The sequence below is a fragment of the Sphingobium sufflavum genome, assembly GCF_021403115.1.
GTDB classification, from domain to species: Bacteria; Pseudomonadota; Alphaproteobacteria; order Sphingomonadales; family Sphingomonadaceae; genus Sphingobium; species Sphingobium sufflavum.
The window spans coordinates 108,470-130,627 of sequence record NZ_JAJSSH010000005.1; the positions used below are offsets into that span (position 1 = coordinate 108,470).

Here is a 22,158-nt window from a genome sequence, read left to right on the forward strand (position 1 = left end):
ACAGGGATTGCACATATAGGGTGAACAGGGTACGAATTCGCTCCGCAGGCTATCGGGGGGAGAGCGGTTCTCCAAACCGCCTGCTCTTATCAAACCTGTATAGGGGTTAGCTCATGACCAAGACCATCACTCTGTCTCTCGTCCTTGCTGCGTCGCTCGGCCTGGCCGCCTGCTCCAAGACGGAGAACAGCAACGCCGCCAACGCGATCGACAACTCGGCCGCCAATGCAGAGGCCGCTGCCGACAACGCGCTGAACGCCGCCGGCAACCTGCTGGACAACAGCGCGAACGCGACGAGCAACGCCGTCAACAGCGTGAGCAACACCGCCAACGCGATGTAATCTTCCGATTGTTCGGAAGGTCGAAACGGGCTGCCGCGCCATGCGCGGCGGCCTTTTTCATGTCCGGGATGACTTGCCCGTGCGTCCCGCGTCATGCCGCCCCATTCGTCCTTGCGGGCGCCAGCCGCAACACTTCAACCCCGCCGGCTCAGCGAAACACCCATTGCCGGTTCAGCACGAACACGATGCCGGGCGTCACCACGCCCATCAGCGGTATGGGCGACCACACGGGATAGCGCAGCACCGCCACCATCAGCCACACCCACAGCGCATTGAGCGCGAGGCTGAGCAGCGACACCGCCACGAACCGCGCCATGCGCGCCATCGGGCCGCCGCCGCTCTCCTGCCCGCCGCCATCCTGCCCTTTGAACGTAATCGCCCCGTGAAGGACATAGCCGGAGACGACCGCGCAGGCATAACCCGCCAGATTGGCGACCTGTGGATGCCAGCCCAGCCGGTCGGCCAGCGCCCAGTACACCGCCGCCTGAAACGCGGTCACGGCCCCGCCCACGACGCCATAGCGCGCAATCTGCCAGACCATCGCCCGGTCGATCATGCGCGCGCGCTCCCGTCCCGATGCCGCCCCGGCCATCCGGCCAATCCACCAGCCTGTGCGCCTGCCGTCCCACCCCCCGCTTTGCCCGTTGCGGTTTTCCGCGACCGGACTAGAGCGGAGCGCGAACGGGCCAGCCCGGCCGCGCCACGTCCGGCGCGGCCACTCGCTGCCGGACAGGCCGGACGACCGGCCGAAAGATAGGACTGCGCGCATGCCATGTTGTGACTGTTCCCTGGGACAGCGGCTGATACCCATCCCGATGCGCCGGGTACAGGCCCAATCATGACCATGGACCCGTCACCCCCCGCGCCCCACACCCCATCCGTCACCCTGCCCGCCGCCCCGCAAACGGGCGCGCGCTGGCGCAGGATTCAGGCGATCTATGCGGGCGCGGACCGGGAATGGAGCTGGTTCGTCTTCGTCGCATGGGCCATCATCAGCGCCATCTACCTGTCCCGCTACGCGCCGCAGATGCATTGGATGTCGTTGGGCGATACCGACGACAATATGCGCTATCTGCAAGTGCGCGACTGGCTGAACGGGCAAAGCTGGTGGGATTTGCGCCAGCATCGCATGGACCCGCCGCACGGCGCGAACATCCATTGGAGCCGCATCGTCGATCTGCCCATCGCGGCGCTGATGCTGACGCTCAAGCCATTGTTCGGCGCGGTGCGGGGGGAACAACTCGCGCTCGGCATCGCGCCGCTGCTGCCGCTGTTTCCGCTGATGCTCGCCCTCGCCTTCGCCACGCGCCGCCTGTCCGACGGCGGCATCGGCTGGCTGGTCGCCGCCCTCCTGCCCCTCTCGGCGGAGATGGCGCTGGGAATGTATATGCCGATGCGGGTGGACCATCATGGCTGGCAACTGGCGCTGACCGCTATCACGCTGGCGGGGATCGTGGACGACCGGGCCGTGCGCGGCGGCATCGTCGCGGGGGTGGCCAGCGCGCTGTCCATCGCCATCGGCATGGAGATGATGGTTTATCTGGCGGCGGGCGGCGCGATCATCGTGCTGCGCTGGATCGTCGATGACGGCGCGGGGCGGCGCATGGTGCCCTATGCCATTGCCCTCGCGGGCACCACGGCGCTGGGCTATCTGCTCTTCGCCAGCGAGGCGAACCGGCTGCCGATGTGCGATGCGCTGTCGCCGGTCTGGACGACGCTGCTGGTGATGGCGGGGGCGCTGATGCTCCTGCTCGCCTTCGCGCCCCTGCCCCGCTGGCCGCTGCGCCTTGCCGCCGCCATGGTGGGGGGGGCGGGCCTCCTCCTCTTCGCCTGGTCGCTCTGGCCGCAATGCCTCACCGGCGCCTATCAATTGTCGCCGGAATTGCAGGCCAAATGGCTCGTCTATATTCGGGAGGCGAAACCGATAACCCAACAGGCGCGCAATGTCTGGCTGCCCCTGGTATCCTTGCCTTTTGTGGGTGGAATCAGTGCGTTAGTCGCCTGTTGGATTCTCCGGCGCGACAGGGACAGGCTCTGGGCCATAACAGCCTTTTGGTTGGTCATCCTGTTATCCACCGCCCTTCTTTTCTGGCAGATCCGCGCCGGTCCCGCCGCGCAATTGCTCGCCATCCCCCCCGCCGCCTGGGCCGCGGGCGCGCTGCTCAACCGGATCGTCCGGGGGCCTGCCCTGCATCGCCTCGGCGCGGCCCTCTTCGTCCTGCTCCTCGCCCTCCCCTTCTGCGCCTACCCCCTCTACCCCCACTTCGCTCCCTTCATCGGAAATTCGAAGGAACTGGCAAAGGAGAAGGCAAAGGCCGCCGCCAAGCCCAAGGGCAAGAAGAAAGCCAGCGCCACCGCCCTGTGCCGCACCCAGCCCGCGCTACAGGTGCTGGACCAGTTGCCGCCCGCGCTGATCTTCACCATGGTCGATCTTGGCCCGCGCATCCTCGCGACCACCCATCACAGCGTCGTCGCCGGTCCCTATCATCGCAATGAAAAGGCGATACTGGACGTCCACCATGCGATGGACGGCCAGGCGGACGGGTTCCGCCCCATCGCCGCCGCCCATGGTGCCCGCTACCTGCTGATTTGCCCCGGCTTTGCGGAGGGCACCATCTATCAGGCGCGCAGTCCGCGCGGCTTCTACGCCCAGATGATCCGCGGCAACGTCCCCGCATGGCTGGAGCCGGTGACTCTCAAGGCTGGCGAGGTGCTACCCTATTCCCTCTACCGCATCGACTATACCGTGCAGGCGAAAGCGCCTCAGGATCGCCGAGCGGCAAAGAACTGACGCAGCAGCGCCCCGGCCTCGCCTTCCCCGACACCGGGGAACAGGTCGGGGCGGTGGTGGCATTGGGGCTGGGTAAAGACGCGCGCGCCATGCTCCACGCCGCCGCCCTTGGGATCGGACGCGCCGTAATAAACGGCGTCGATCCGGGCGTGGGAAATGGCCCCCGCGCACATCGCGCACGGCTCCAGCGTCACCCACAGCACATGGCCGGTCAGGCGAAAGTCCCCCGCCGCCCGCGCTGCCGCCCGGATCGCCACGATCTCCGCATGGGCGGTGGGATCGCTATCCCGGCGGTTACGATTCTGCCCCTCGCCCACGATCCGCCCGTCCAGCGTGACGACAGCGCCAATCGGAACTTCGCCCATGACCTCCGCCTCCCGCGCCAAATCCAGCGCGCGCCGCATGGGCAAGGGAAGCGGGAAAGGAGAGGCCATATGACGCCCCTAGCGCAGGAGAGGCCGGGCATCAAAGGCCGTGGCAAGAGAAGCGGCTACTTCGCCGGCTTCTCCACGCTGATGGCGGGGACTTCGACGGTCTTCTGAGCCGTGCCCACATCGACCTTGGGTACCTCGACCGTCTCCGTTTTTGTGCCGACCTGCACATTGGCGACGTCGGCGTCGAACTTCGGCATCTGACCGCCCTGCACCGAAACGGTCGGCAATTGCGCATCACGAGTCTGCTGCAAATTGACGAAGCCAAAAGCCCATGCCAGGCCAAAGACAATCACGACCAGCAGGACGATACTTCCCAGAACGCGGCCCATTATCACTCTCCTGTAACGCCATGCCGAAAAGACATGACGCAAACGAACTCTTTGCCGGAAAGTTGCCGATTCCTTTACCAGAAGCGCCCCGCCGGGTTGACGTCGGCGGCCATAAACGGTATCGGCGCCGCTTCCCGAGCTTCAGCACCATTACAGGGTACAACGAATCATGTCGCGCATCTGCGAACTCACGGGCAAGTCCCGCCAGGTCGGCCACAATGTGTCCCATGCCAACAACAAGACCAAGCGTGTCTTCCTGCCCAACCTGCAGAACGTCACGCTGCTGTCCGAAGCCCTTGAAAAGGGCGTGAAGCTGCGCGTTTCGACGAACGGCCTGCGGTCGGTCGAGCATGTCGGCGGTCTGGACAACTGGATCCTGAAGACCTCTGACGAGAAGCTCTCGCTGCGCGTTCGCCGCATCAAGCGCGAGATCGTCAAGAAGCAGGCTGCTGCCGCAGCCTGAACCGATTTTTCGGTTTGCATCAAAAAAGGGCGACCCGGATGGGTTCGCCCTTTTTGGTGTTGTTTCGGATACATGATAGCCTCCCTTCGTTGCACAGATAAATGCACGAGAGGAGAGAGTCGCCATGCATCACATCGCGATCATCGGTTCAGGCCCCGCCGGCTATTATACTGCAGAGGCTTGCCAGCAACTGTTCGGCGACTCTGTCCATGTCGACATCATCGACCGATCCCCGGCCCCCTTCGGCCTGATTCGCAACGGCGTCGCGCCCGATCATCAAACGATCAAGGGCGTCTCCCATCGCTATGAGGCGATCGCGCTGAGCGATACTGTCCGCTTTTGCGGTCATGTGTCGGTGGGGCAGGATGTCACCATCCCCGAATTGCTCGACATGTATGACGCGGTAGTCCTTGCGACCGGCGCGCCGAGCGACGCCTCCCTCGACATCCCCGGCGCGGACCTGCCGGGCGTGATCGGCAGCGCAGCCTTCGTCGGCTGGTACAACGGCCATCCCGACCATGCGGGACTAACCCCTGACGTGGATGGCAAGGCGATCGCGGTCATCGGTAACGGCAATGTCGCGCTGGACGTCGCCCGTATCCTGGCCAAGAGCGCCAGGGAGTTCGAAGGGTCGGACATCGTGGCCCATGCCCGCGAAGCTCTGACCCACGCCCAGCCCCGGCGCATCACCATCGTCGGTCGACGCGGACCGCATCAGGTGACGATGACCAACAAGGAACTGGGCGAACTGGGCAAGCTGGATCGCGCCAGCCCGCTGGTGTCACCCGCCGACCTACCCCCCATCGAGGAGGACGCCGTACTCGACCCCAGCCACCGCAAGTCTGTGGCCCATCTGCGCGAATTCGCCCTGTCCCGCGCGACCAAGCCCATCACCATAGAATTTGATTTCTTCGCCATACCCGTCGCAGTGGAGGGCAATGGCAAGGCCGAACGGCTGATCGTGGAACGTTCGACACTGGACGCGGACGGCCACGGCGTCGGCACGGGCGAACGCTACGCTATTCCTGCCGATCTTGTGGTCAGTTGCATCGGCTATCGCACCCCGCCGATAGCCGACGTTCCCTATGACGAGGGACTGGGCCGCTTCGCCAATCAGGACGGGCTGATCGCCCCCGGCCTCTATTGCGTCGGCTGGGCGCGGCGCGGGCCGACCGGAACCATCGGCACAAACAAACCCGATGGCTTCATGATCGCGGAACGAATCGCGGCGGATATTCCCCAGGGCGCGGGCAAGGCCGGGCGTGCGGGGCTGGACAGGCTGCTGTCCGACCGGGGCGTCGATGTCGTCACCTTCCATGACTGGCAGAAGATCGACCAGGTCGAGATCGACCGTGCCCGCAATGGCGCCCCCCGCGAAAAGTTCGTCGATGTGGACTCCATGATAGCCGCGAAGAATGGCTGACGCTCAGCAGGGGCGCCGAGGCCGCTTTCAGGCTGCCCGTAACTCCATCAACAGGTCGCGCACCGCCTGATCCAGTTCGCTGGACCGGGCGGTCACAGCGGTCGCAATGACGGAGGTGTTGTTCATCGCCTCCCGCGCCTGAAGGATAACCTCTTCCAGCGCATCCGCATCTATCGACGTCTGGCCAATATGCTCCGCCATCGCCTCGGTCGCGGCCGCGATATCGCCTGTCTGGCGGATCTGGCTGTCGACCAGTTCTGCGATCCGCCGGGACGAATCGTCGATCGTACGCACTTTCAGCGTGGCGATGGAGATCGCCTGTGACACGCTCTGCGTGGCGAAGCGTATGCCACCCAGTTGCGCCTCAATCTGGCGGGTCGCCTCTCCGGTCTGGTTGGCGAGTTGCTTCATCTCCCCGGCGAGCACGACGAATCCCGACCCCTCGGCATAGCGTGCCGCCTCCAGCGCGGCATTAAAGGACAGCGTCCGGCTCTGCGCGGCGACGTTGGCGACGATGGCGAGGATCTGGCTTGCCGAATCCACCGTCGCACCTAGCGCGGCAATCTCCGGCCCCAGCTTGCGCGTGGCGAGGTCGGCCTCGTTCGCCGCCGATCGCGCCAGCGAACTATGCCTACCTACCCCGCTGATCGCCGCCACCAGTCCGTCCGTATCCGCCGCCACTGTACGCGCGCCGCGCTCGGCATGACCTTGGGACTGGCGCATCTGGACGAAACGCACCTCCGTCGACTCCAGCATGGTCAGCAACTGCCCCCGGCTGCCGTCCAGCAAAGTTCCCATCCGCCGCAATTCCGTGACGATCAGGCCCAGCCGCGCCTCCAGCGCATCCGCCACCAGCCGCCGCCGCTGCGTCGCCTCCTCCGCGTCGCGCACTGCCGCCATGGCGCTGCGATGCCGCTCGGCCTCTTGCTGCGCCAGGCTGAGCGCCGCCATGGCACTTTCCGCATCGGCTCGCGCCGCATCGGCCTCCTCGCGCAACTGCACCTGTCGCTCCGCCTCCTCACCCTTGCCCTTGATCAGGCTGGACAGGCGGGAGACCAGCCACAACAAGGTCGCGCATTGCAACACCACGATCAATGCGTGGAGCAGGACACGCGGCACATTCGCACCACCCGAAAAGACCCAGCCCGGCGCAATGATGGTCAGTAGCAGGTGGTGCAGCGCCGTGACACCCGCCGCCGCCAGTATCGCCCGCCGGTCGCACAGCACCGTCAGCGCGGCCAGCGTGGCGAAGAAATACATATGCATGTCCATCTGCCAGCGATGGCCCTCGAACAGCAGCACGAACAGGCCGGGAAAGGCTGTCGCGGTCATTGCCAGCGCGACCCGCGTGGGCGCATCGATCCGCCGCCGGACAAACACCCATATGGCGGGCAGAATGGACAGCAGCGCCGCGATCATCGTGACCAGATGGCGGGATGGTGCATGGATCGCGCTCCCCGCGACCGCCAGCACGACCGTATTGGCCATGAACATGCCGACCAGCACGCGCGCGCCAGCATAACGCAGGGGCCTGAGATGCGATTCCTTCACGCTTCAGCCCTTCGCCTTCGTTGCGGCCGAGCATCCGGCGACGACCGTTGGCAGAGCCAGCACGCCCAGTGGCGCCAACGCCCGCACGATGCGATCCCGCCGCCCCGTCACGACCAGCCCATCCTGCCCCCGCGCAGCCACGATCCGGCCATCGACTGCGATGACGGCATTGACCATGGCGGCAAGGGAGACTGTGCGCGGCGTGACCGTTCGCATCGCCCCTTCGGTCGGAGCGAGTACCGCCAGTGCGGGCAAGAGCAGGACGAGCAGGCCCTGCGCAACGACAGCAAAAGGGACGAAAGACGTAAGGGGCATGGCCATCGTCCAGTTCCTGGGATCAGTGTCCCAGACTAGGAAGGCGCGCTTAAACCCGCGTTAGGCAAAATCGGCGGCAAACAGGTGGAATTATCCCCGTTTTCCCGGCCAAACTCATGAAATTCTGTACTGCGCGGGCAAGATTACATCGTCCCGCGATTCGGAGCGGCATTTACGCTCCAGCCCCACTGTCCATCCTGGGCCCAGCCATGGACCGAAGAGAAACCGGCGGACCCTGATGCCGACATCCAAACGAACCGAATGGTAAGGGCGGCACAAGCCGCCCCGCCCGAATCAGACCCGCATCGGCATCAAGACATAGAGCGCGGGCGAATTGTCATTCTCCCGGATCAGCGTCGGTGCAGCGGCATCGGCCAGATGCAGTTCGACATTATCGCCCTCAATCTGGTTGAGGATGTCGAGAAGATACCGCGCATTGAAGCCGATCTCGAAACCATCGGCATCATAATCGCCCGACACTTCTTCCGCGGCGGTGCCATTCTCGGGGCTGGTCACGGACAGGGTGATCTTGTCCCGCTCCAGCGCCATCTTGACCGCACGGGTCTTGTCCGTCGCGATGGTCGCGACGCGGTCCACGCCTTCCTCGAAACTGCGCGGATCAATCTTGAGCAGCTTGTCGTTCCCCGTGGGGATTACGCGGCTGTAGTCGGGGAACGTCCCGTCGATCAGCTTCGAGGTGAGGATCGCATTGCCCAGGCCAAAACGGATCTTGGTCGGCGAGAGGTCGATGCGAACGCTGCCCTCCACCTCGTCCAGCAGCTTGCGCAGCTCGCCGATGCACTTACGCGGGATGATGATGTCGGGCATGCCCTCCGCGCCGTCCGGGCGGGGGAAGGTGACGCGCGCGAGGCGGTGGCCATCGGTCGCGGCGGCCTTCAGCGTCGGTTCCGGGTCTTCGGACACATGGAAGAAGATGCCGTTGAGATAATAGCGCGTCTCCTCCGTCGAAATGGCGAAGCGCGTCTTGTCGATGATCTGGATCAGCGTGGTTGCGGGCAGTTCGAACGCCGTGGGCAGCGCGCCCTCCGCGATCATCGGGAAATCGTCGCGCGGCAGCGTCTGAAGATTGAAGCGCGCACGCCCCGCCTGCACCAGCATCTTGCCCTCCGCCGCATCGAGCAGCACCTGGCTACCCTCCGGCAGCTTGCGGACGATGTCGTGGAAGGTATGCGCGGGCACGGTGATCGCCCCGGCCCGCTCGACGGTCGCCTGCACGCTCTCCACGATCTGGAGATCGAGGTCGGTCGCGGTCAAGCGGATGCTGCCATCGGCCGCAGCCTCGATCAGCACGTTCGACAGGATCGGGATCGTGTTGCGCCTCTCGACCACCGATTGCACATGGCCGAGGCTCTTCAACAGAGTCGCGCGTTCGATGGTGGCCTTCATCCCTGATCCCGCTCTTCTTTAAGGCTTGCCTGACGGGCTGGCCCGGTCGGGTGCCCGCGATGTCTGATAAGAAGCCTATTCCTTACCGCAATCGTCGCGCGTAGCAAGGGGGAGAGCCATGCCAGACGGCCCTTAGCCACGCCGTGCTTGCAAAGATGTGCACGATGGGCTTTGCGTCGGGTCATGAAGGGCACATACTCCGTCCCATATAGGACCATGGCCATACTTGCGGCTGTTCTGGCGACCGCGATGGCCGGTGGAACGCAGGCACGCGATTCGCTGGGTGTGTTCGAAAGCTGGGGAGCCTTTCGCGACCCGCAGACCCCCCGTTGCTTTGCCATCGCCCAGCCCGCCCGCGTGGGAACGGAGGGCCGCTGGAGTCCCTTCGCCGCCATCGGCTACTGGCCACGCGCCAATGTGCGGGGCCAGGTGCATATCCGCCTGAGCCGCGAAATCGCCGCCCGCTCCACCCTCTCACTCACCATCGGAGAGCGCCGCTTTGCCCTGACCGGCGGTGGCGCGGACGCATGGGCCCCCAATCGCCAGGTGGATGCCGCGATCGTCGCGGCCATGCGGTCCGCCACAAGCATGAGCATCGCAGCGCAGGCCAGGACGGGCGCAGGCTTTGCGGATACCTATCGGCTGCGCGGTGCCGCCACCGCGATTGACGCCGCGGCGCTGGGATGCGGCCGATTGCGCTGAACCGCCCACCGCCTTCGGACCAGCGCGTTTTGCGCCCGTCGTTTACCTTTCATTAACCTGTTGCACCGCATCAACGGGTTAACCTATTGTCAATGAAAGTTAATACTGATGCAACGATTGCTCACCATCGCCGCCACCGCGATGGCCCTGTCCGGTTGCACGCCCGTGTCGAAACCCCGCTCCGCCGCTGTTTCACTGGTGGAGGAACCGGGCTGGCGGGCGCTTGTCTCTACGCAGGACGAACAGCGCATCACCCACCTTCCCGACGAATGGCGACGGCTGCTGGCATCGGTGCCCGTAAGCTACCGGCGCGCGGTGGAGCGCGAAGGAGCCCTTCTCTCGCCCGATGCTGGCCGCGATCATCCAACACCACCGCCCGGCTCCTATCGCTGCCGCCTCGTCAAATTGACCCCACCCGCCACCGCTGGCGTCCGGCGGCGTGAGGCGCCGGTCAGGAGCTTCCCGGACTTCTTCTGCTACATCCGGGGTGAGAAGGACAATGAGCTGTCCTTTACCAAGCAGACCGGCACGGAACTGCCGCGCGGCTGGCTGCATCGCGACGGCGAACACCGCCTGATTCTGGTCGGCGCAAGGCAACGGGAGGTCGGCGGCGGCGCCCTCGCCTATGGCGACGAGCCGGCCCGCAATGTGGTCGGCGTGGTGGACCGGATTGGTCCGTTCCGCTGGCGGCTGGCGATCGCGGGCCGCGATGCTCAGGCCGGTCTGGACATCTACGAACTCACCCCCGTCCCCAGCGACCAGCAGGTGGAGGAGCCGCGTCCGGCCGCCCCTTCCGTCCCTGCCCCGGCCACCACGACATCCGGCGCTGTTGGCAGGCGCCCAAAGACCTGATCGCCCCGGAAATAGCCGCACCGCGCACCCGCCAGCCCGCTCTGGCGTTTTTGGGCCAATTCCCCTATAGGCCCGGCCATGCAGATACCCGGACTTATCGACCCCGTGCCCGTCCCGCGGGCGATCACGCCGCGCGAGGATGGCCGTGTGGACCTTCTCGGCCTCTCCGCCCTCCAGATCAGGGCAGAGCTGGAGGAGAAAGGGCTGGACATCAAGCAGGCGAAACTGCGCTCCAAGCAGCTCTTCCACTGGCTCTATCACCGCGGCGAAACGGATTTCGCGGCGATGACCGACCTCGGCAAGACATTGCGCCCCTGGCTGTCGGAGAAGTTCGTGGTTGGGCGGCCGCATGTGGTGGAGGCGCAGGTCTCCAGCGACGGCACACGCAAATGGCTGCTCCGTTCCGACGACGGGCAAGATTATGAAATGGTGTTCATCCCCGACGCCGACCGGGGAACGCTTTGCGTCTCGTCGCAGGTCGGCTGCACACTCAACTGCCGCTTCTGCCACACCGGCACGATGCGCCTTGTCCGCAACCTGACGCCCGGCGAAATCGTCGGGCAGGTCATGCTGGCCCGAGACGCGCTGGGCGAGTGGCCCAAGGGCACCATGGCGGCCGATGCTAGTGTTGAGGACGAGGACATCGACGCCCCGCAATATAGCCCGGACGGCCGCATGCTGACCAACATCGTGATGATGGGCATGGGCGAGCCGCTGTATAATTTCGACAATGTGCGCGATGCGTTGAAGGTGGTGATGGATGGCGCCGGCCTCGCCCTCTCCCGCCGCCGCATCACTCTGTCGACCAGCGGCGTGGTGCCGATGATGGAGCGCGCCGCGCAGGAAATCGGCGTCAACCTCGCCGTCTCGCTGCATGCGGTGACCAAAGAAGTGCGCGACGAGATCGTGCCCATCAACCGCAAATATGGCATCGAGGAACTGCTCCAGGCTTGTGCGGACTATCCCCGCGCCAACAATGCCCGCCGCATCACCTTTGAATATGTTATGCTGAAGGACAAGAATGACAGCGACGAGGATGCCCGCGAACTGGTGCGCCTGATCCGCCATTACAAACTGCCCGCCAAGGTGAACCTGATCCCGTTCAACCCCTGGCCCGGCGCCAATTATGAATGTTCGACGCCGGAGCGGGTGAAGCGTTTCTCCGAGATTATCTTCGAATCCGGCATCTCCGCCCCCGTCCGCACCCCACGCGGGCGCGACATCATGGCGGCGTGCGGACAGCTCAAATCTGCGAGCGAGAAGAAGAGCCGCGCCGAGCTGGACCGGCTGGCGGAGGAAAAGCAGGCGGCGCTTGGCTGATTTCGTTGCCGGAGCGGTCATTGCGGCTGTCGCGGGCGTCATCGGCGGCGCGATGAACGCGCTGGCGGGCGGCGGCACCTTCGCTACCCTGCCCGCCCTCATCGCGCTGGGGCTGCCCGCCAACATCGCCAATGCGACATCCAATTTCGCGCTGCTGCCCGGAGCCTGCTCCAGCGCCTTCGTCTATCGCGACGAACTGCGGCCGCTCGGCGGGGTGAAGGTCGGCTGGCTGGCCTTCATCACCTTCCTCGGCGGACTGGTCGGCGGCATATTGCTGGTCGTCACGCCGACGCGCGCCTTCGATCTCATCATCCCCTGGCTGTTGCTGTTCGCGCTGGTCGTCATGCTGTTCGGGCAACGGGCCAGCCTGTGGCTGCGTTCGCGAGTGAGCATCGGCGCCCGGACGCTGATCGGCGCGCAGGTGCTTCTGGGCATCTATGGCGGCTATTTCGGCGGCGGGGTCGGCCTCATCACGACGGCCCTTTACGGCCTGCTGGCGGGGATCAGCGTGCGGGAGATGTTCGCGCCGCGCACCCTGATGCTGGCGATGGCCAATCTGGCGGCGGCGCTCATCTTCCTGTGGTTCGCGATGATCGACTGGCGTGCGTTCCTGCCGATGATGGTCGGCGCGGTCGTCGGCGGCTGGCTCGGCGCCCATGTCGGCAAGAAACTACCCGCGCGCGCGGTGCGGCTCTGGACCCTGTGCGTGACGGCGGCGACGACGACGGTGTTCTTCGCAAGGGCCTATGGGTAGGATTCAGCCTTTCAGGCTATTCCAATGCCGCTCCTCGTAGGCAATGGACGCCTCCACCAGTTGCTCCCATAGATCGGCAATGGAATCGGCAGGCAGATCACGCTCCTTTGCAAGAGCACGGGCATTGGCGACAACCTGCGCTTTGCGCGGCTCGTCCCGCACCTGCCCCCGCTCCGGCTTAATCCGGGCTGCGGCACGCATATAGGCAAAGCGCACCTCCAGCAGTTCGATCAATGCGCGGTCGGTCGCGTCGACCCCGCGCCGGACATCGGCCATGGTCTGACAGTCATAGGGGAGAGGCATATCGTCCATGGTTCGCCCCTAGGCCCGCGCGGCGGCGCTGTCGAGGGCTTGACTCCTGCCGCCGTGCCGCTAATAGCCGCCGCTTCGCAATTGGCCCCACATCCCGGTGAAGTGGTGGCCCGGCTCCTGCATGTCAGGGGTCGAGCGGTTCCGGGTTAACGTCGGCAACGACACGCAATTGAAAGACAGATCATGACGAAGCGTACCAGCTCCAAGTATAAACTCGACCGCCGCATGGGCGAGAATATCTGGGGCCGTCCCAAGTCCCCGGTGAACAAGCGCGAGTATGGCCCCGGCCAGCACGGTCAGCGCCGCAAGAGCAAGGCGACCGATTACGGTATCCAGCTGCGCGCCAAGCAGAAGCTCAAGGGCTATTATGGCGACGTGACCGAGAAGCAGTTCAAGAAGAACTATTTCGAAGCCAGCCGCATCAAGGGCGACACCGGCCAGAACCTGATCGGCCTGCTGGAGCGCCGCCTCGACGCGGTCGTCTATCGCGCCAAGTTCGCGCCGACCATCTTCTCGGCTCGCCAGATCGTTTCGCACGGCCACATCTATGTAAACGGCGTGAAATGCAACATCGCGTCGCGTCTGGTGAAGCCGGGCGACGAGATCACGCTGGGCAAGAAGGCGCAGGAAATGGCGCTGGTCATGGAGGCACAGAGCCTGCCGGAGCGTGACATCCCCGACTACATCTCGGTCGATGGCGCTGCAAAGGTCGTCTATGTCCGCATCCCGACGTTGGACGAAGTGCCCTATCCGGTGAAGATGGAACCGAATCTGGTCGTCGAATTCTATTCGCGCTGATCCTTCGGGTTTCGATCGAACAAAAAGAGGCGGTCCGGTTTCGGGCCGCCTTTTTTGTTGTTCGCGCCGCTTTTCCAACGCTCTGGTCTTTCGATGCCGCATTTTCCAAGCTGTGGGCCGTGAACGGTCCATTGCGCGTGATGACTTTTCCCTGAAACGCCCCTGCAAGCGCAGCGAGCTAAGGGCGGGCGAAGTAAGTCAATCCACTGCGCCGCTCCATGGATTGCTTCACTGCGCTAGCAATGACGAGGCGAGTCCAGCTAACGCACAGGCTCCGGGAAAGGCGCCAGACCTGCCCTTTGCGTATTCCGCCTGACAGGCACAGTCCGGTGCACCAGCCGGGGCATCGGCACGGCACCGTCCCCCCAAGCCTATTGCGGCTGGTGGAACCCCATGCAGACATCCACCGAAATGATGCGATCCGCCTCGTCAAATTCATAGATGGAGACGGAACGGAGCGTGCTTTCCTGCCCATCGCTGGCAACGGATCGCTCATCCAGATCGAGATAGACGACAGGCCCGGCCTCGGTCGCGCGGAACAGGTGCTTTTCATAGACGGTGCTGTGCCCATTCCACTGGTCCAGCATCGCACGATAGGTCGGCCAGTCCATTTCCCGGTCACGCTCATTGCCGCGCCGCACGAAGCGTTCCGTGTCGATCATCGGCAGCAGGGCGTCCCAGCCCTCCTCCGTCTCGCCATTCACGATCTGGGCCAGCGTGTCGCCAAAGGCGACCGCCCGCTTTGCCCGGACGCCCGTAATCTCGTCTCGCTTCGTCCAATGCCCTGCCATTGCCTGCACCTCTTCCCATGGTCTGTTTGGTCGGGATAGTTCACCGCGCCGCGCGCCGGGGCAAGCCCCTTTGTGCCGCCCACCCTATTCCGTAAGGGGAGCGATGACGCGGACCCCGCGTTGGTGCAGGATGGCGGCGCAAGCGAAGGAGCCATTGCCCATGACCCGCCCACTCCAATCCCTCTCCGTCATCACGCTGGGCATCGACGATCTTGCCCGGTCGAAGCATTTCTACGCCACCGGGTTCGAATGGTCGCCAGTGTTCGACAATGGGGAAATCGCCTTCTACCAGATGAACGGTTTCGTGCTGGGCACATGACTGAAAAGCGCGCTGGCGGCGGACATGAACGCGCCCGCCCCGCTGCCGTCCGGCGGCTTTGCGCTGGCGCATAATGTTGGCGATGCGGCGGCGGTCGAACCGTTGATGGACAGGCTGGTGGCGGCGGGCGGACGGCTTCTGCGCCCCGCCGACGATCCACCCCATGGCGGGCGGCGCGGCTATGTCGCCGATCCCGATGGCCATGGCTGGGAAATCGCGTTCAATCCGGCATGGCCCATCGACGCACAGGGGCATGTGCGCTTCGCCCCCTGAAAAGCGCCCTTCCCCGCTTGCGGTCGGGACCATATCGCCATAGCCTGCGCGCCATGCACCCGCTGTCCTGCCTGAGCGCCACGCTCCTCGCGTCCCTTGCCCTCTCCACTCTTTCGGCAGCACCCCAATCCGCCGCGCCGCAACTGCCGCCCACCGCCCAGTCCCGGCCCATTTCGGTCGCCACGCTGAAAAGCGTCACGCGAACCCTGTCCTCCGATGCGTTCGAGGGGCGCGCGCCGACCACCGCGGCGGAACAGAAGACCGTCGCCTATATCATCGACCAGATGAAGCGTGCGGGCCTGAAACCGGGCAACAGGGGCCAGTGGACGCAGCCGGTTCCGCTGGTGGAGCTGACCCAGAGCAACATCAGCCCGCTGACCGTCACCGGCGGCAAAAAGCCGCTCAGCTTCGCCTATAAGACGGACATGGTGGCGGGCAGCTATCGCGTCGAGCCGCACACCGCCCTGACCGACAGCGAGATGGTCTTCGTCGGCTTTGGCATCAACGCCCCCGAAAAGGGCTGGAACGATTATGCGGGCGTCGATGTGCGTGGCAAGACGGTGGTCATGCTGGTCAACGACCCCGATTATGACATGCAGGGGCTGGACGGCCCCTTCGACGGCCGGGCAATGACCTATTATGGCCGCTGGACCTACAAGTTCGAGGAAGCGGCGCGGCAGGGCGCGGCCGCCGCCCTCATCATCCACGACACCTATCCCGCCGCCTATCCGTGGAGCGTCGTTGTCTCCTCCTGGACCGGTCCGCAACTGGAACTGGACGCGCCCGACGGCCACAGAGACCAGACGCAGGTCAACGGCTGGATCACCGGCCCGTCCGCCCGCGCATTGTTCGACGCGGCGGGCAAGCCGATGGACAAGTTGATCGCCGCCGCCAAGCAGCCGGGATTCAAGGCGGTGCCGCTCGGCGTGAAGGCCAGCCTGAGTTTCGACAGCGCGATCCGGCGGCAGGCGTCGCAGAATGTCATCGGCATCCTGCCCGGCAAGAGCGCGCCGGACGAGCATGTCCTCTACACCGCCCATTGGGACCATCTGGGCCGGTGCGAGCCGGTGGACGGCGACGACATCTGCAACGGCGCGGTGGACAATGCCAGCGGCATGGCGGGCCTGATCGCGCTGGCCCGCACCCATGCCCGCGCGGGTCCGGCGCGGCGCAGCATCGTGTTCCTGGCGGTGACGGCGGAGGAGTCCGGCCTGCTCGGTTCGCGCCATTATGCGGAAAATCCCGTGTTCCCGCTGGGCACCACGGCGGGCGGCGTGAACATGGACGGCCTCAACATCCATGGCCGCACGCGCGACGTGACACTGGTCGGCGGCGGCAAGTCGGACCTGGAGGCGTGGCTGGTTCGCGCCGCCACGGCGCAGGGCCGGGCGGTGAAGCCGGAGCCGACGCCCGAAAAGGGCAGCTATTACCGTTCCGACCATTTCAGCTTTGCCCGGCTGGGCGTGCCGATGGTCTATGCGGAGAGCGGCGACGATCTGGTCAAGGGCGGGGTGACGTCGGGCCGGGCGGCGGCTGACGATTATACGGCCAACCGATACCATAAGCCCGCCGACGAATATGATCCGGCATGGGACTGGTCCGGCGCGTTGCAGGATCTGGACATCAATTACCGGGTCGGGCGAGAACTGGCCAACAGCACGTTATGGCCCAACTGGTATCCCACCGCCGAATTCCGCGCGATCCGGGACAGGAGCCGGGCGAAACCCTGACCCGGCCTATGGTGCGTCCTGCTTCATAACGGCCCGGAGTGGCCAAGCCGCATTGCCTCCCCCCGCCAGCCGTGCAAAAGCCAGCCATCATGCCCGCACCCTTCCTGACATTGTTGCGCTGGCCGTTGTGGATCGCGGCGGTGGGGACAGGCGCGAAATCCTTTGCGGACAATCCCTTGCTGGGATCGCGGCGGTTGAACCGGTGGGGCCTGCACCGGCTGCGCGTGCGGGCCGCCGGGGCGATGACGCGGTGGCGGCGCGGGCGGCTAGCCGCCGGACTGTCGCGGGAGGATCGCGCGGCGTTCGAGCGGCAGGGCTATGTCGAGTGGCCGAACGTGCTGCCCGCCGACGCGTTCGAGCGGATGCGCGACGCCATATTGGGGCAGGCCTGGCCCGCCCGCGATATGGCGCAGGGGCATACCATCACCCGCCGCATCCATGTCGACCCCGCCATGCTGCGCGCCGCGCCGGACCTCGCCGCGCTGCTGCGCCATCCGCGCTGGCGGGGCCTGCTGCGCTATGTCGCCGGATCGAAGGCGGAGCCGCTTTATTATATTCAGACCATCCTGACCCATCATGAGGGCCTGACGCATCATCAGGACTTCCCCCATGATGGCGGCACCGGCGCGGCGGCGGACGCCTACGACCCGCAGAACGACATTCACGCCGACGCCTTCCACCCCAGCATGAAGGCATGGCTGTTCCTAACCGACGTGGCGCTGGAGGATGGTCCCCTGACCTATGCGGCGGGGTCGCACCGCCTGACGCCGCAGCGGCTGGCGTGGGAGCATGAGCGCGCCCTTGCCGCGCCCGGCCTCGATCCGCTGTCGGCGCGCGGCTCCTTTCGCCTCACGCCGGACGAGCTGGCCGCGATGGGCCTGCCCCAGCCGACACCCTTCGCGGTGCCCGCCAATACGCTGGTCGTGGCGGACACCTTTGGCTTTCACGCCCGCGGCCATGCGACCCGGCCCAGCGTGCGGGTGGAGCTATGGGCCTATGCCCGGCGCAACCCCTTCCTGCCATGGACGGGCCTCCATCTCGGCAGCCTGCCGGGGCTGGCGCATCGCCGCGCCGACATACTCTGGTGGCTGCGCGCACGGCTGACCCGGTTCGGCGGACTGGTGATTCCGCCGACCACGCCCAAGCGACCCGACGACCGATGAGCCTGACCGCCGCGACGCTGTTCACCGTCCCCCCCTTTCCCGGCGCGTGTCCCGCCAGCATCGTCCGCCCCGCTCCTGCGCCGCGCACTGTGGAACGCGGCGTGGCGGAGGCGCTGGTGGCCGCGATCCGGCGGGAACGGGTCGGCGGAGCCTTTTGGGCACCGCAAGACCCATGGGCGCGGTTCACGGGCAGCGCCGCGCAAACCCTACCGGGCAACGATCCCCTCACCCTCCTCGCCGCCATGGCCGGATGTCCTGTGCGCTGTACGGGAGCGGGCGCCTTCGCCGCCCTGTCCGACCTGCATCCCGGCAGCGCGGTGCATAGCGACACATTGCACGCCCTTGTCACCGCCCATCTCCTCGCCCCCGTCACATGGCATGACCCCTATACGGGTGCGGAGACGGGCCCGATCCGCCTCGTCGCGCAACTGGGCGCATGGCGGCGGCTGATCGAGGACAACCGCCACATCGGCGCGGCCTTGGGCTTTGCCGCGTGGAAGCAGGACACGGTCGCCGCGCTGCTATGGGGTGGCGATGGCCCCACGCCCTTTGCCGCACCCACCATCGCCACCCTCGACGCCCTGCCCCCGCAAGCCGCCGTCGCCGTGTGGAAGGCGCGCGTGCCCGCCCCCTTCCTCGCCCGGCTGGAGCAATCCGGTCGCCCGCTGCTGGAGGTGGAGGATGGCTTCATCCGCTCCATCGGGCTGGGCGCGGACTGCGTGCCGCCGCTGTCCATCGTGGTGGACGATCTGGGCGCGCATTACGACCCGTCGCGCCCCTGCCGACTGGAACAGAGGTTGCTCATCGACGACCCCGATGCCGGGATTCTGGCCCGCGCCCGCGCCTTGCTCGACCTGATCGCGGCGTCCGGCATCAGCAAATATGGCACGGGCAGCGGCACCCGCCTGCCGCGCCCCGCCGGGGAACGACGCCATGTCCTCGTTACCGGGCAGGTGGAGGACGACCGGTCCGTGCTGCTGGGCGGCGGTGGCCTCGCCTCCAACCATGAACTGCTTCGCCGGGTGCGGTCGCTCTGCCCCGACGCCTATATCCTCTATCGCCCCCATCCCGATGTGGAGGCAGGGCATCGCAAGGGCTTCGTCGCGCCGGAGGAAGCGCTGGCGCTGGCCGACGCCATCGACCCCGGCAGCCCGATCAGCGACCTGATCGCCATGGTGGACGAGGTGCATGTTCTCACCTCCCTCGCCGGGTTCGAGGCGCTGGTGCAGGGCAAGCGGGTGGTGACGCATGGCGTACCCTTCTACGCGGGCTGGGGCCTCACGACTGATCTTGGCCCTGTACCGGATCGTCGCGGACGCCATCGTAACATGGATCAAATGGTCGCTGCGGTCCTGATTGATTATCCACGATATATCGACCCGGTAACGGGCCTGCCCTGCGATGCGGAATTGGTGATCGCGCGCATGGGGGCTGGTGTGCACCGCGAAAACAAGGCATTAGTTGCGCTGCGAAGGGGCTGGGGCCGGTTACACCGGACCCTGACGCGAGTACGGCACAAGATATGAAACACAAACCGATACCGCAGCGCAACATACTGTTTTTGCAGGGGCCTCCGGGACCATTTTTCTGGTTGCTGGCGCAGCGGCTGGAGCAGATGGGTCATGGCATCCACCGAATCAACCTGAACGGTGGCGACCAGGGCGACTGGCCGGGCGAGGCGGTGAACTATCAGGGCACGCGACGCCGCTGGGTGTTCTTCGTCGACCAATATATGCGCGACAACGCCATCACCGACATCATGCTGATGGGCGATTGCCGACCCTGGCACATGGCCGCGCACCAGATGGCGACCCTGCGCGAGATCAATGTCCATGTGTTCGAGGAAGGCTATATCCGGCCCGACTGGGTGACGCTGGAGCCAAGCGGGGTCAATGGCCGCTCCTCCCTGCCGCGCGACCCGCAATGGTATCGCGATCAGGCGCGCGACCTGCCGCCCGTCCCCGAACGGCCGACCATCACGGCCAGCTTTGGCCGGCGCGCGCATGACGCCTATTGGTATTATCACCGCACGTTCATGACGCAGCCCGCCTTTCCCTTCTATCGCTCGCACCGCCCCGGTTCGATCGTGATGGAGGGTTTCGGCTGGCTGTCCATGCTCGCCCGGCGCAAACCGATGGCGGAAAAGGCGGAGGCGACCATCGCCGCCTTGCAGGATGTGCCCTATTTCCTGTTCCCGCTCCAATTGACCAACGATTACCAGATCCGTGCCCATTCCCCGTTCGAATCAATGGTGGAAGCGGTGGAATATGTGATGGGCAGCTTTGCCCGGCGCGCGCCCGCCAACGCCGTGCTGCTGGTCAAGGAGCATCCGCTCAACTTCAGCTTCCGAAGCTGGGCCGGGACGCTGACCCGTTTCGAACGGCAGTTCAAGCTGGCGGGGCGCGTGCTGCATATCGGCGGCGGCGACCTGGAAAGCCTGGCGCGCGGATCACGGGGCATGGTGACGGTCAACAGCACCTCCGCCACGCTGGCGTTGCGCAGCGGCGTGCCGACGATGGCGCTGGGCACCGCCATCTATGACATGCCAGACATCACCCATCAGGGTAAGCTTGATGATTTCTGGTCCAAGCCGCAGGCGCCCGACCCGGACACGTTCGAGGCGTTCCGCCGCGTGCTGCATGAACGCTGCATGGTCTATGGCGGTTTCGCCAGCAAGTCGGCGGTCGAAACGCTGGTGGATTCCACCGTGGAGCGGTTGATGAGCCAGGGACCGGAACCGCTGGTGCCGATGGACATCGTGGCTTTCGGCTAAAGCATTTTCGAAGCGGGTGGCTTATCTGCTGGTTCGGAAAAGGCAGAAAACAAAAGACAAATAGGGCATGATCGGATCGTGCCCTAGGTTTTCGGCCTACGCCGCCACAGCCTCCAGCAGCCCGTCGACCCGCGCGAAATGGTCCGCCCAGCTCGGCGGATGATAGGCCGCTGCCTGCATCCGCTCCAGTTGGGCATGATGCTCGCGGGAGGCCGGCTCCATATAATCGCGCACCGCGCCATACCAGGCCAGCATGTCATGTGGGTCGAGATAGGTGACGATGTCGCCCGCAATCTCCCGGAACACGTCCAGCCGACTGGCGATCACCGGCGTCCCCACGGCCAGCGCCTCGATCAGCGGCAGGCCATAGCCCTCCGCGAAGGAGGGGAACAGCAGCGCCCGCGCGCCCGCCATCAGTGACAACAGCGCATCGTCGCCGCAATCGGCCAGTTCGGTGACGTGGGGGCGCAGCACCGGGCTGTTGTCGAGCAGCGCCGTCGCCTCCCCGCATTGCCATCCCCGCTGGCCGACGATCACCAGACGCGGGCATCGCTCGCCCAGCGCCGCGGCCAGATCGCGCCACACCTTCAGCAGCAGGATATGGTTCTTACGCCCCTCGATCGTGCCCAGCGTCAGGAAATAGGGGCGGCCATCGTCGTCGATGTGGAGCCGGTCCGCCGCATGGTCCGGCGGGGCCAGCCACAGCGGCTCCAGCCCCAGCGGCGCGACGACGCTGTGCGCGGGCATCGCAAGGCCATGCGTCCCGGCGAACTGGCGCAGGCTGGCGAGCGTACAGGCGCTGTTGGCGATGACGCCCGCGCCGCATCGCAGCAGCGTCTCCACCCGCAGCCCATGTTTCTCATCCTCCCCTTCCCGGCAATATTGCGGATGGGTGATGGGGATCAGGTCATGGACCAGATAGACCGGCCGCACCCCCGTGCGCGCCACCCACCGGCCATGGTTGGGCCGATGGAGACCCGTGTGCCCGACATTCAGATAGGGCTGGCCCGCCGTGCCCCGCGCCACCGGGGTATAGAAGGAGGCGGTGAGGATCGCCGAAATCTGCGCCCGCCGCCGCTGCCGGCCGCTGGCCAGCAGGATGTCGAACAACAGGCGGGACAGGCGGCCCGGCAGGATGCGGCTGTAATTCTTGCCATGCACCACCGCCCGCGCCCGGTCACGATACCGGGCGACATAGGCCAGCATCACACGGTCGATGCCGGTCGGCAGCCGCCCGGCCCAGGCGCGCCACACCAGCCGACTCACATCGAGCAGGACGGGGGAGGACTCAGGCGAAGGCATCGCAAGACCAGCGTC

At 65.8% G+C, this 22,158-nt stretch carries 24 protein-coding genes; 15 read left to right on the top strand and 9 right to left on the bottom strand.

The genetic code is table 11. The features are described from left to right. Nucleotides 1-113 precede the first annotated feature (113 nt). Nucleotides 114-341: a circumsporozoite protein gene (locus LWE61_RS09585; RefSeq protein ID WP_234149835.1), complete on the top strand. Its 228-nt coding sequence runs from the start codon at nucleotides 114-116 to the stop codon at nucleotides 339-341. A 148-nt stretch (nucleotides 342-489) separates the two neighbouring features. Here LWE61_RS09585 and LWE61_RS09590 read toward each other — a convergent pair whose 3' ends face one another. Beyond that, nucleotides 490-933: a GtrA family protein gene (locus tag LWE61_RS09590; RefSeq protein ID WP_234149836.1), complete on the bottom strand. Its 444-nt coding sequence runs from the start codon at nucleotides 931-933 to the stop codon at nucleotides 490-492. 246 nt (nucleotides 934-1,179) lie between these two features. On the opposite strand from LWE61_RS09590, the gene LWE61_RS09595 reads away from it, so the two are divergent. Further along, nucleotides 1,180-3,132 (top strand): hypothetical protein, encoded by a 1,953-nt coding sequence (locus LWE61_RS09595; RefSeq protein WP_234149837.1) that lies wholly within the window; start codon nucleotides 1,180-1,182, stop codon nucleotides 3,130-3,132. On the opposite strand, the gene LWE61_RS09600 is transcribed toward LWE61_RS09595, so the two are convergent. Beyond that, on the bottom strand, nucleotides 3,105-3,566 hold the full coding sequence (locus LWE61_RS09600; RefSeq protein WP_234149838.1) for a nucleoside deaminase: 462 nt from the start codon (nucleotides 3,564-3,566) through the stop codon (nucleotides 3,105-3,107). The genes LWE61_RS09595 and LWE61_RS09600 overlap by 28 nt on opposite strands. Before the next feature lie 56 nt (nucleotides 3,567-3,622). Next, on the bottom strand, nucleotides 3,623-3,895 hold the full coding sequence (locus LWE61_RS09605) for a hypothetical protein (protein WP_234149839.1): 273 nt from the start codon (nucleotides 3,893-3,895) through the stop codon (nucleotides 3,623-3,625). A 169-nt stretch (nucleotides 3,896-4,064) separates the two neighbouring features. Here LWE61_RS09605 and rpmB point away from each other — a divergent pair, with 169 nt between their 5' ends. Together rpmB and LWE61_RS09615 are read left to right on the top strand one after the other, a co-directional pair. Next, on the top strand, nucleotides 4,065-4,358 hold the full coding sequence (gene rpmB / locus LWE61_RS09610) for a 50S ribosomal protein L28 (RefSeq protein ID WP_234149840.1): 294 nt from the start codon (nucleotides 4,065-4,067) through the stop codon (nucleotides 4,356-4,358). A 124-nt stretch (nucleotides 4,359-4,482) separates the two neighbouring features. Further along, nucleotides 4,483-5,781, top strand: a complete 1,299-nt coding sequence (locus tag LWE61_RS09615) for an FAD-dependent oxidoreductase (protein ID WP_234149841.1) — start codon at nucleotides 4,483-4,485, stop codon at nucleotides 5,779-5,781. Between the two features lie 27 nt (nucleotides 5,782-5,808). Here LWE61_RS09615 and LWE61_RS09620 read toward each other — a convergent pair whose 3' ends face one another. From LWE61_RS09620 to dnaN, 3 genes are all read right to left on the bottom strand, one after another. Then, nucleotides 5,809-7,332 carry a methyl-accepting chemotaxis protein gene (locus LWE61_RS09620; RefSeq protein ID WP_234149842.1) on the bottom strand — a complete coding sequence of 508 codons (1,524 nt, stop codon included), beginning with the start codon at nucleotides 7,330-7,332 and terminating at the stop codon, nucleotides 5,809-5,811. 3 nt (nucleotides 7,333-7,335) lie between these two features. Next, a complete protein-coding gene (locus LWE61_RS09625; protein WP_234149843.1) occupies nucleotides 7,336-7,653 on the bottom strand; it encodes a hypothetical protein in 318 nt (105 codons plus the stop codon). A gap of 288 nt (nucleotides 7,654-7,941) precedes the next feature. Beyond that, nucleotides 7,942-9,054: a DNA polymerase III subunit beta gene (dnaN, locus tag LWE61_RS09630; RefSeq protein WP_234149844.1), complete on the bottom strand. Its 1,113-nt coding sequence runs from the start codon at nucleotides 9,052-9,054 to the stop codon at nucleotides 7,942-7,944. Between the two features lie 216 nt (nucleotides 9,055-9,270). On the opposite strand from dnaN, the gene LWE61_RS09635 reads away from it, so the two are divergent. The 4 genes from LWE61_RS09635 to LWE61_RS09650 all read left to right on the top strand — a co-directional run bounded on the left by LWE61_RS09635 (nucleotide 9,271) and on the right by LWE61_RS09650 (nucleotide 12,682). Continuing rightward, a complete protein-coding gene (locus LWE61_RS09635; RefSeq protein ID WP_234149845.1) occupies nucleotides 9,271-9,756 on the top strand; it encodes a hypothetical protein in 486 nt (161 codons plus the stop codon). Between the two features lie 108 nt (nucleotides 9,757-9,864). Beyond that, entirely contained in the window at nucleotides 9,865-10,608 is a 744-nt protein-coding gene (locus LWE61_RS09640; protein WP_234149846.1) for a DUF4893 domain-containing protein, read from the top strand. Nucleotides 10,609-10,686: 78 nt separating this feature from the next. Beyond that, complete coding sequence (gene rlmN / locus LWE61_RS09645; RefSeq protein ID WP_234149847.1) at nucleotides 10,687-11,928, top strand: 23S rRNA (adenine(2503)-C(2))-methyltransferase RlmN; 1,242 nt, start codon at nucleotides 10,687-10,689, stop codon at nucleotides 11,926-11,928. Beyond that, a complete protein-coding gene (locus LWE61_RS09650) occupies nucleotides 11,921-12,682 on the top strand; it encodes a sulfite exporter TauE/SafE family protein (protein WP_234149848.1) in 762 nt (253 codons plus the stop codon). Before rlmN ends, LWE61_RS09650 begins: the two co-directional genes overlap by 8 nt. A 3-nt stretch (nucleotides 12,683-12,685) precedes the next feature. Here LWE61_RS09650 and LWE61_RS09655 read toward each other — a convergent pair whose 3' ends face one another. Then, on the bottom strand, nucleotides 12,686-12,994 hold the full coding sequence (locus LWE61_RS09655; RefSeq protein WP_234149849.1) for a chorismate mutase: 309 nt from the start codon (nucleotides 12,992-12,994) through the stop codon (nucleotides 12,686-12,688). 183 nt (nucleotides 12,995-13,177) lie between these two features. Here LWE61_RS09655 and rpsD point away from each other — a divergent pair, with 183 nt between their 5' ends. After that, nucleotides 13,178-13,792 (top strand): 30S ribosomal protein S4, encoded by a 615-nt coding sequence (gene rpsD, locus LWE61_RS09660; RefSeq protein ID WP_234149850.1) that lies wholly within the window; start codon nucleotides 13,178-13,180, stop codon nucleotides 13,790-13,792. A 371-nt stretch (nucleotides 13,793-14,163) separates the two neighbouring features. Here rpsD and LWE61_RS09665 read toward each other — a convergent pair whose 3' ends face one another. Beyond that, nucleotides 14,164-14,583: a hypothetical protein gene (locus LWE61_RS09665; protein WP_234149851.1), complete on the bottom strand. Its 420-nt coding sequence runs from the start codon at nucleotides 14,581-14,583 to the stop codon at nucleotides 14,164-14,166. A gap of 160 nt (nucleotides 14,584-14,743) precedes the next feature. On the opposite strand from LWE61_RS09665, the gene LWE61_RS09670 reads away from it, so the two are divergent. The 6 genes from LWE61_RS09670 to LWE61_RS09695 all read left to right on the top strand — a co-directional run bounded on the left by LWE61_RS09670 (nucleotide 14,744) and on the right by LWE61_RS09695 (nucleotide 20,841). Further along, nucleotides 14,744-14,902, top strand: a complete 159-nt coding sequence (locus LWE61_RS09670) for a VOC family protein (RefSeq protein WP_234149852.1) — start codon at nucleotides 14,744-14,746, stop codon at nucleotides 14,900-14,902. A 24-nt stretch (nucleotides 14,903-14,926) separates the two neighbouring features. Beyond that, nucleotides 14,927-15,175 carry a VOC family protein gene (locus tag LWE61_RS09675; protein ID WP_234149853.1) on the top strand — a complete coding sequence of 83 codons (249 nt, stop codon included), beginning with the start codon at nucleotides 14,927-14,929 and terminating at the stop codon, nucleotides 15,173-15,175. Nucleotides 15,176-15,228: 53 nt separating this feature from the next. After that, a complete protein-coding gene (locus tag LWE61_RS09680) occupies nucleotides 15,229-16,905 on the top strand; it encodes a M28 family metallopeptidase (protein ID WP_234149966.1) in 1,677 nt (558 codons plus the stop codon). An 89-nt stretch (nucleotides 16,906-16,994) separates the two neighbouring features. Further along, entirely contained in the window at nucleotides 16,995-18,068 is a 1,074-nt protein-coding gene (locus LWE61_RS09685) for a phytanoyl-CoA dioxygenase family protein (RefSeq protein WP_234149854.1), read from the top strand. After that, the gene (locus LWE61_RS09690) at nucleotides 18,065-19,594 is read left to right on the top strand and encodes a capsular polysaccharide export protein, LipB/KpsS family (RefSeq protein WP_234149855.1); all 1,530 of its coding nucleotides are present in this window, start codon (nucleotides 18,065-18,067) and stop codon (nucleotides 19,592-19,594) included. The genes LWE61_RS09685 and LWE61_RS09690 overlap by 4 nt, the downstream gene beginning before the upstream one ends. Continuing rightward, nucleotides 19,591-20,841 carry a capsule biosynthesis protein gene (locus tag LWE61_RS09695; protein ID WP_234149856.1) on the top strand — a complete coding sequence of 417 codons (1,251 nt, stop codon included), beginning with the start codon at nucleotides 19,591-19,593 and terminating at the stop codon, nucleotides 20,839-20,841. The genes LWE61_RS09690 and LWE61_RS09695 overlap by 4 nt, the downstream gene beginning before the upstream one ends. A gap of 96 nt (nucleotides 20,842-20,937) precedes the next feature. Here the strand turns inward: LWE61_RS09695 and LWE61_RS09700 are convergent, their stop codons facing one another. Further along, the gene (locus LWE61_RS09700) at nucleotides 20,938-22,143 is read right to left on the bottom strand and encodes a glycosyltransferase family 4 protein (protein ID WP_234149857.1); all 1,206 of its coding nucleotides are present in this window, start codon (nucleotides 22,141-22,143) and stop codon (nucleotides 20,938-20,940) included. Nucleotides 22,144-22,158 lie beyond the last annotated feature (15 nt).

Excerpts from the sequence above, each read along its gene's own strand:
- LWE61_RS09585 (WP_234149835.1), top strand. The coding sequence starts at position 114 with ATGACCAAGACCATCACTCTGTCTCTCGTCCTTGCTGCGTCGCTCGGC.
- LWE61_RS09590 (WP_234149836.1), bottom strand. The coding sequence starts at position 933 with ATGGCCGGGGCGGCATCGGGACGGGAGCGCGCGCGCATGATCGACCGG.
- LWE61_RS09595 (WP_234149837.1), top strand. The coding sequence starts at position 1,180 with ATGACCATGGACCCGTCACCCCCCGCGCCCCACACCCCATCCGTCACC.
- LWE61_RS09600 (WP_234149838.1), bottom strand. The coding sequence starts at position 3,566 with ATGGCCTCTCCTTTCCCGCTTCCCTTGCCCATGCGGCGCGCGCTGGAT.
- LWE61_RS09605 (WP_234149839.1), bottom strand. The coding sequence starts at position 3,895 with ATGGGCCGCGTTCTGGGAAGTATCGTCCTGCTGGTCGTGATTGTCTTT.
- rpmB (WP_234149840.1), top strand. The coding sequence starts at position 4,065 with ATGTCGCGCATCTGCGAACTCACGGGCAAGTCCCGCCAGGTCGGCCAC.
- LWE61_RS09615 (WP_234149841.1), top strand. The coding sequence starts at position 4,483 with ATGCATCACATCGCGATCATCGGTTCAGGCCCCGCCGGCTATTATACT.
- LWE61_RS09625 (WP_234149843.1), bottom strand. The coding sequence starts at position 7,653 with ATGGCCATGCCCCTTACGTCTTTCGTCCCTTTTGCTGTCGTTGCGCAG.
- dnaN (WP_234149844.1), bottom strand. The coding sequence starts at position 9,054 with ATGAAGGCCACCATCGAACGCGCGACTCTGTTGAAGAGCCTCGGCCAT.
- LWE61_RS09635 (WP_234149845.1), top strand. The coding sequence starts at position 9,271 with ATGGCCATACTTGCGGCTGTTCTGGCGACCGCGATGGCCGGTGGAACG.
- LWE61_RS09640 (WP_234149846.1), top strand. The coding sequence starts at position 9,865 with ATGCAACGATTGCTCACCATCGCCGCCACCGCGATGGCCCTGTCCGGT.
- rlmN (WP_234149847.1), top strand. The coding sequence starts at position 10,687 with ATGCAGATACCCGGACTTATCGACCCCGTGCCCGTCCCGCGGGCGATC.
- LWE61_RS09655 (WP_234149849.1), bottom strand. The coding sequence starts at position 12,994 with ATGGACGATATGCCTCTCCCCTATGACTGTCAGACCATGGCCGATGTC.
- rpsD (WP_234149850.1), top strand. The coding sequence starts at position 13,178 with ATGACGAAGCGTACCAGCTCCAAGTATAAACTCGACCGCCGCATGGGC.
- LWE61_RS09665 (WP_234149851.1), bottom strand. The coding sequence starts at position 14,583 with ATGGCAGGGCATTGGACGAAGCGAGACGAGATTACGGGCGTCCGGGCA.
- LWE61_RS09670 (WP_234149852.1), top strand. The coding sequence starts at position 14,744 with ATGACCCGCCCACTCCAATCCCTCTCCGTCATCACGCTGGGCATCGAC.
- LWE61_RS09675 (WP_234149853.1), top strand. The coding sequence starts at position 14,927 with ATGAACGCGCCCGCCCCGCTGCCGTCCGGCGGCTTTGCGCTGGCGCAT.
- LWE61_RS09680 (WP_234149966.1), top strand. The coding sequence starts at position 15,229 with ATGCACCCGCTGTCCTGCCTGAGCGCCACGCTCCTCGCGTCCCTTGCC.
- LWE61_RS09685 (WP_234149854.1), top strand. The coding sequence starts at position 16,995 with ATGCCCGCACCCTTCCTGACATTGTTGCGCTGGCCGTTGTGGATCGCG.
- LWE61_RS09690 (WP_234149855.1), top strand. The coding sequence starts at position 18,065 with ATGAGCCTGACCGCCGCGACGCTGTTCACCGTCCCCCCCTTTCCCGGC.
- LWE61_RS09695 (WP_234149856.1), top strand. The coding sequence starts at position 19,591 with ATGAAACACAAACCGATACCGCAGCGCAACATACTGTTTTTGCAGGGG.
- LWE61_RS09700 (WP_234149857.1), bottom strand. The coding sequence starts at position 22,143 with ATGCCTTCGCCTGAGTCCTCCCCCGTCCTGCTCGATGTGAGTCGGCTG.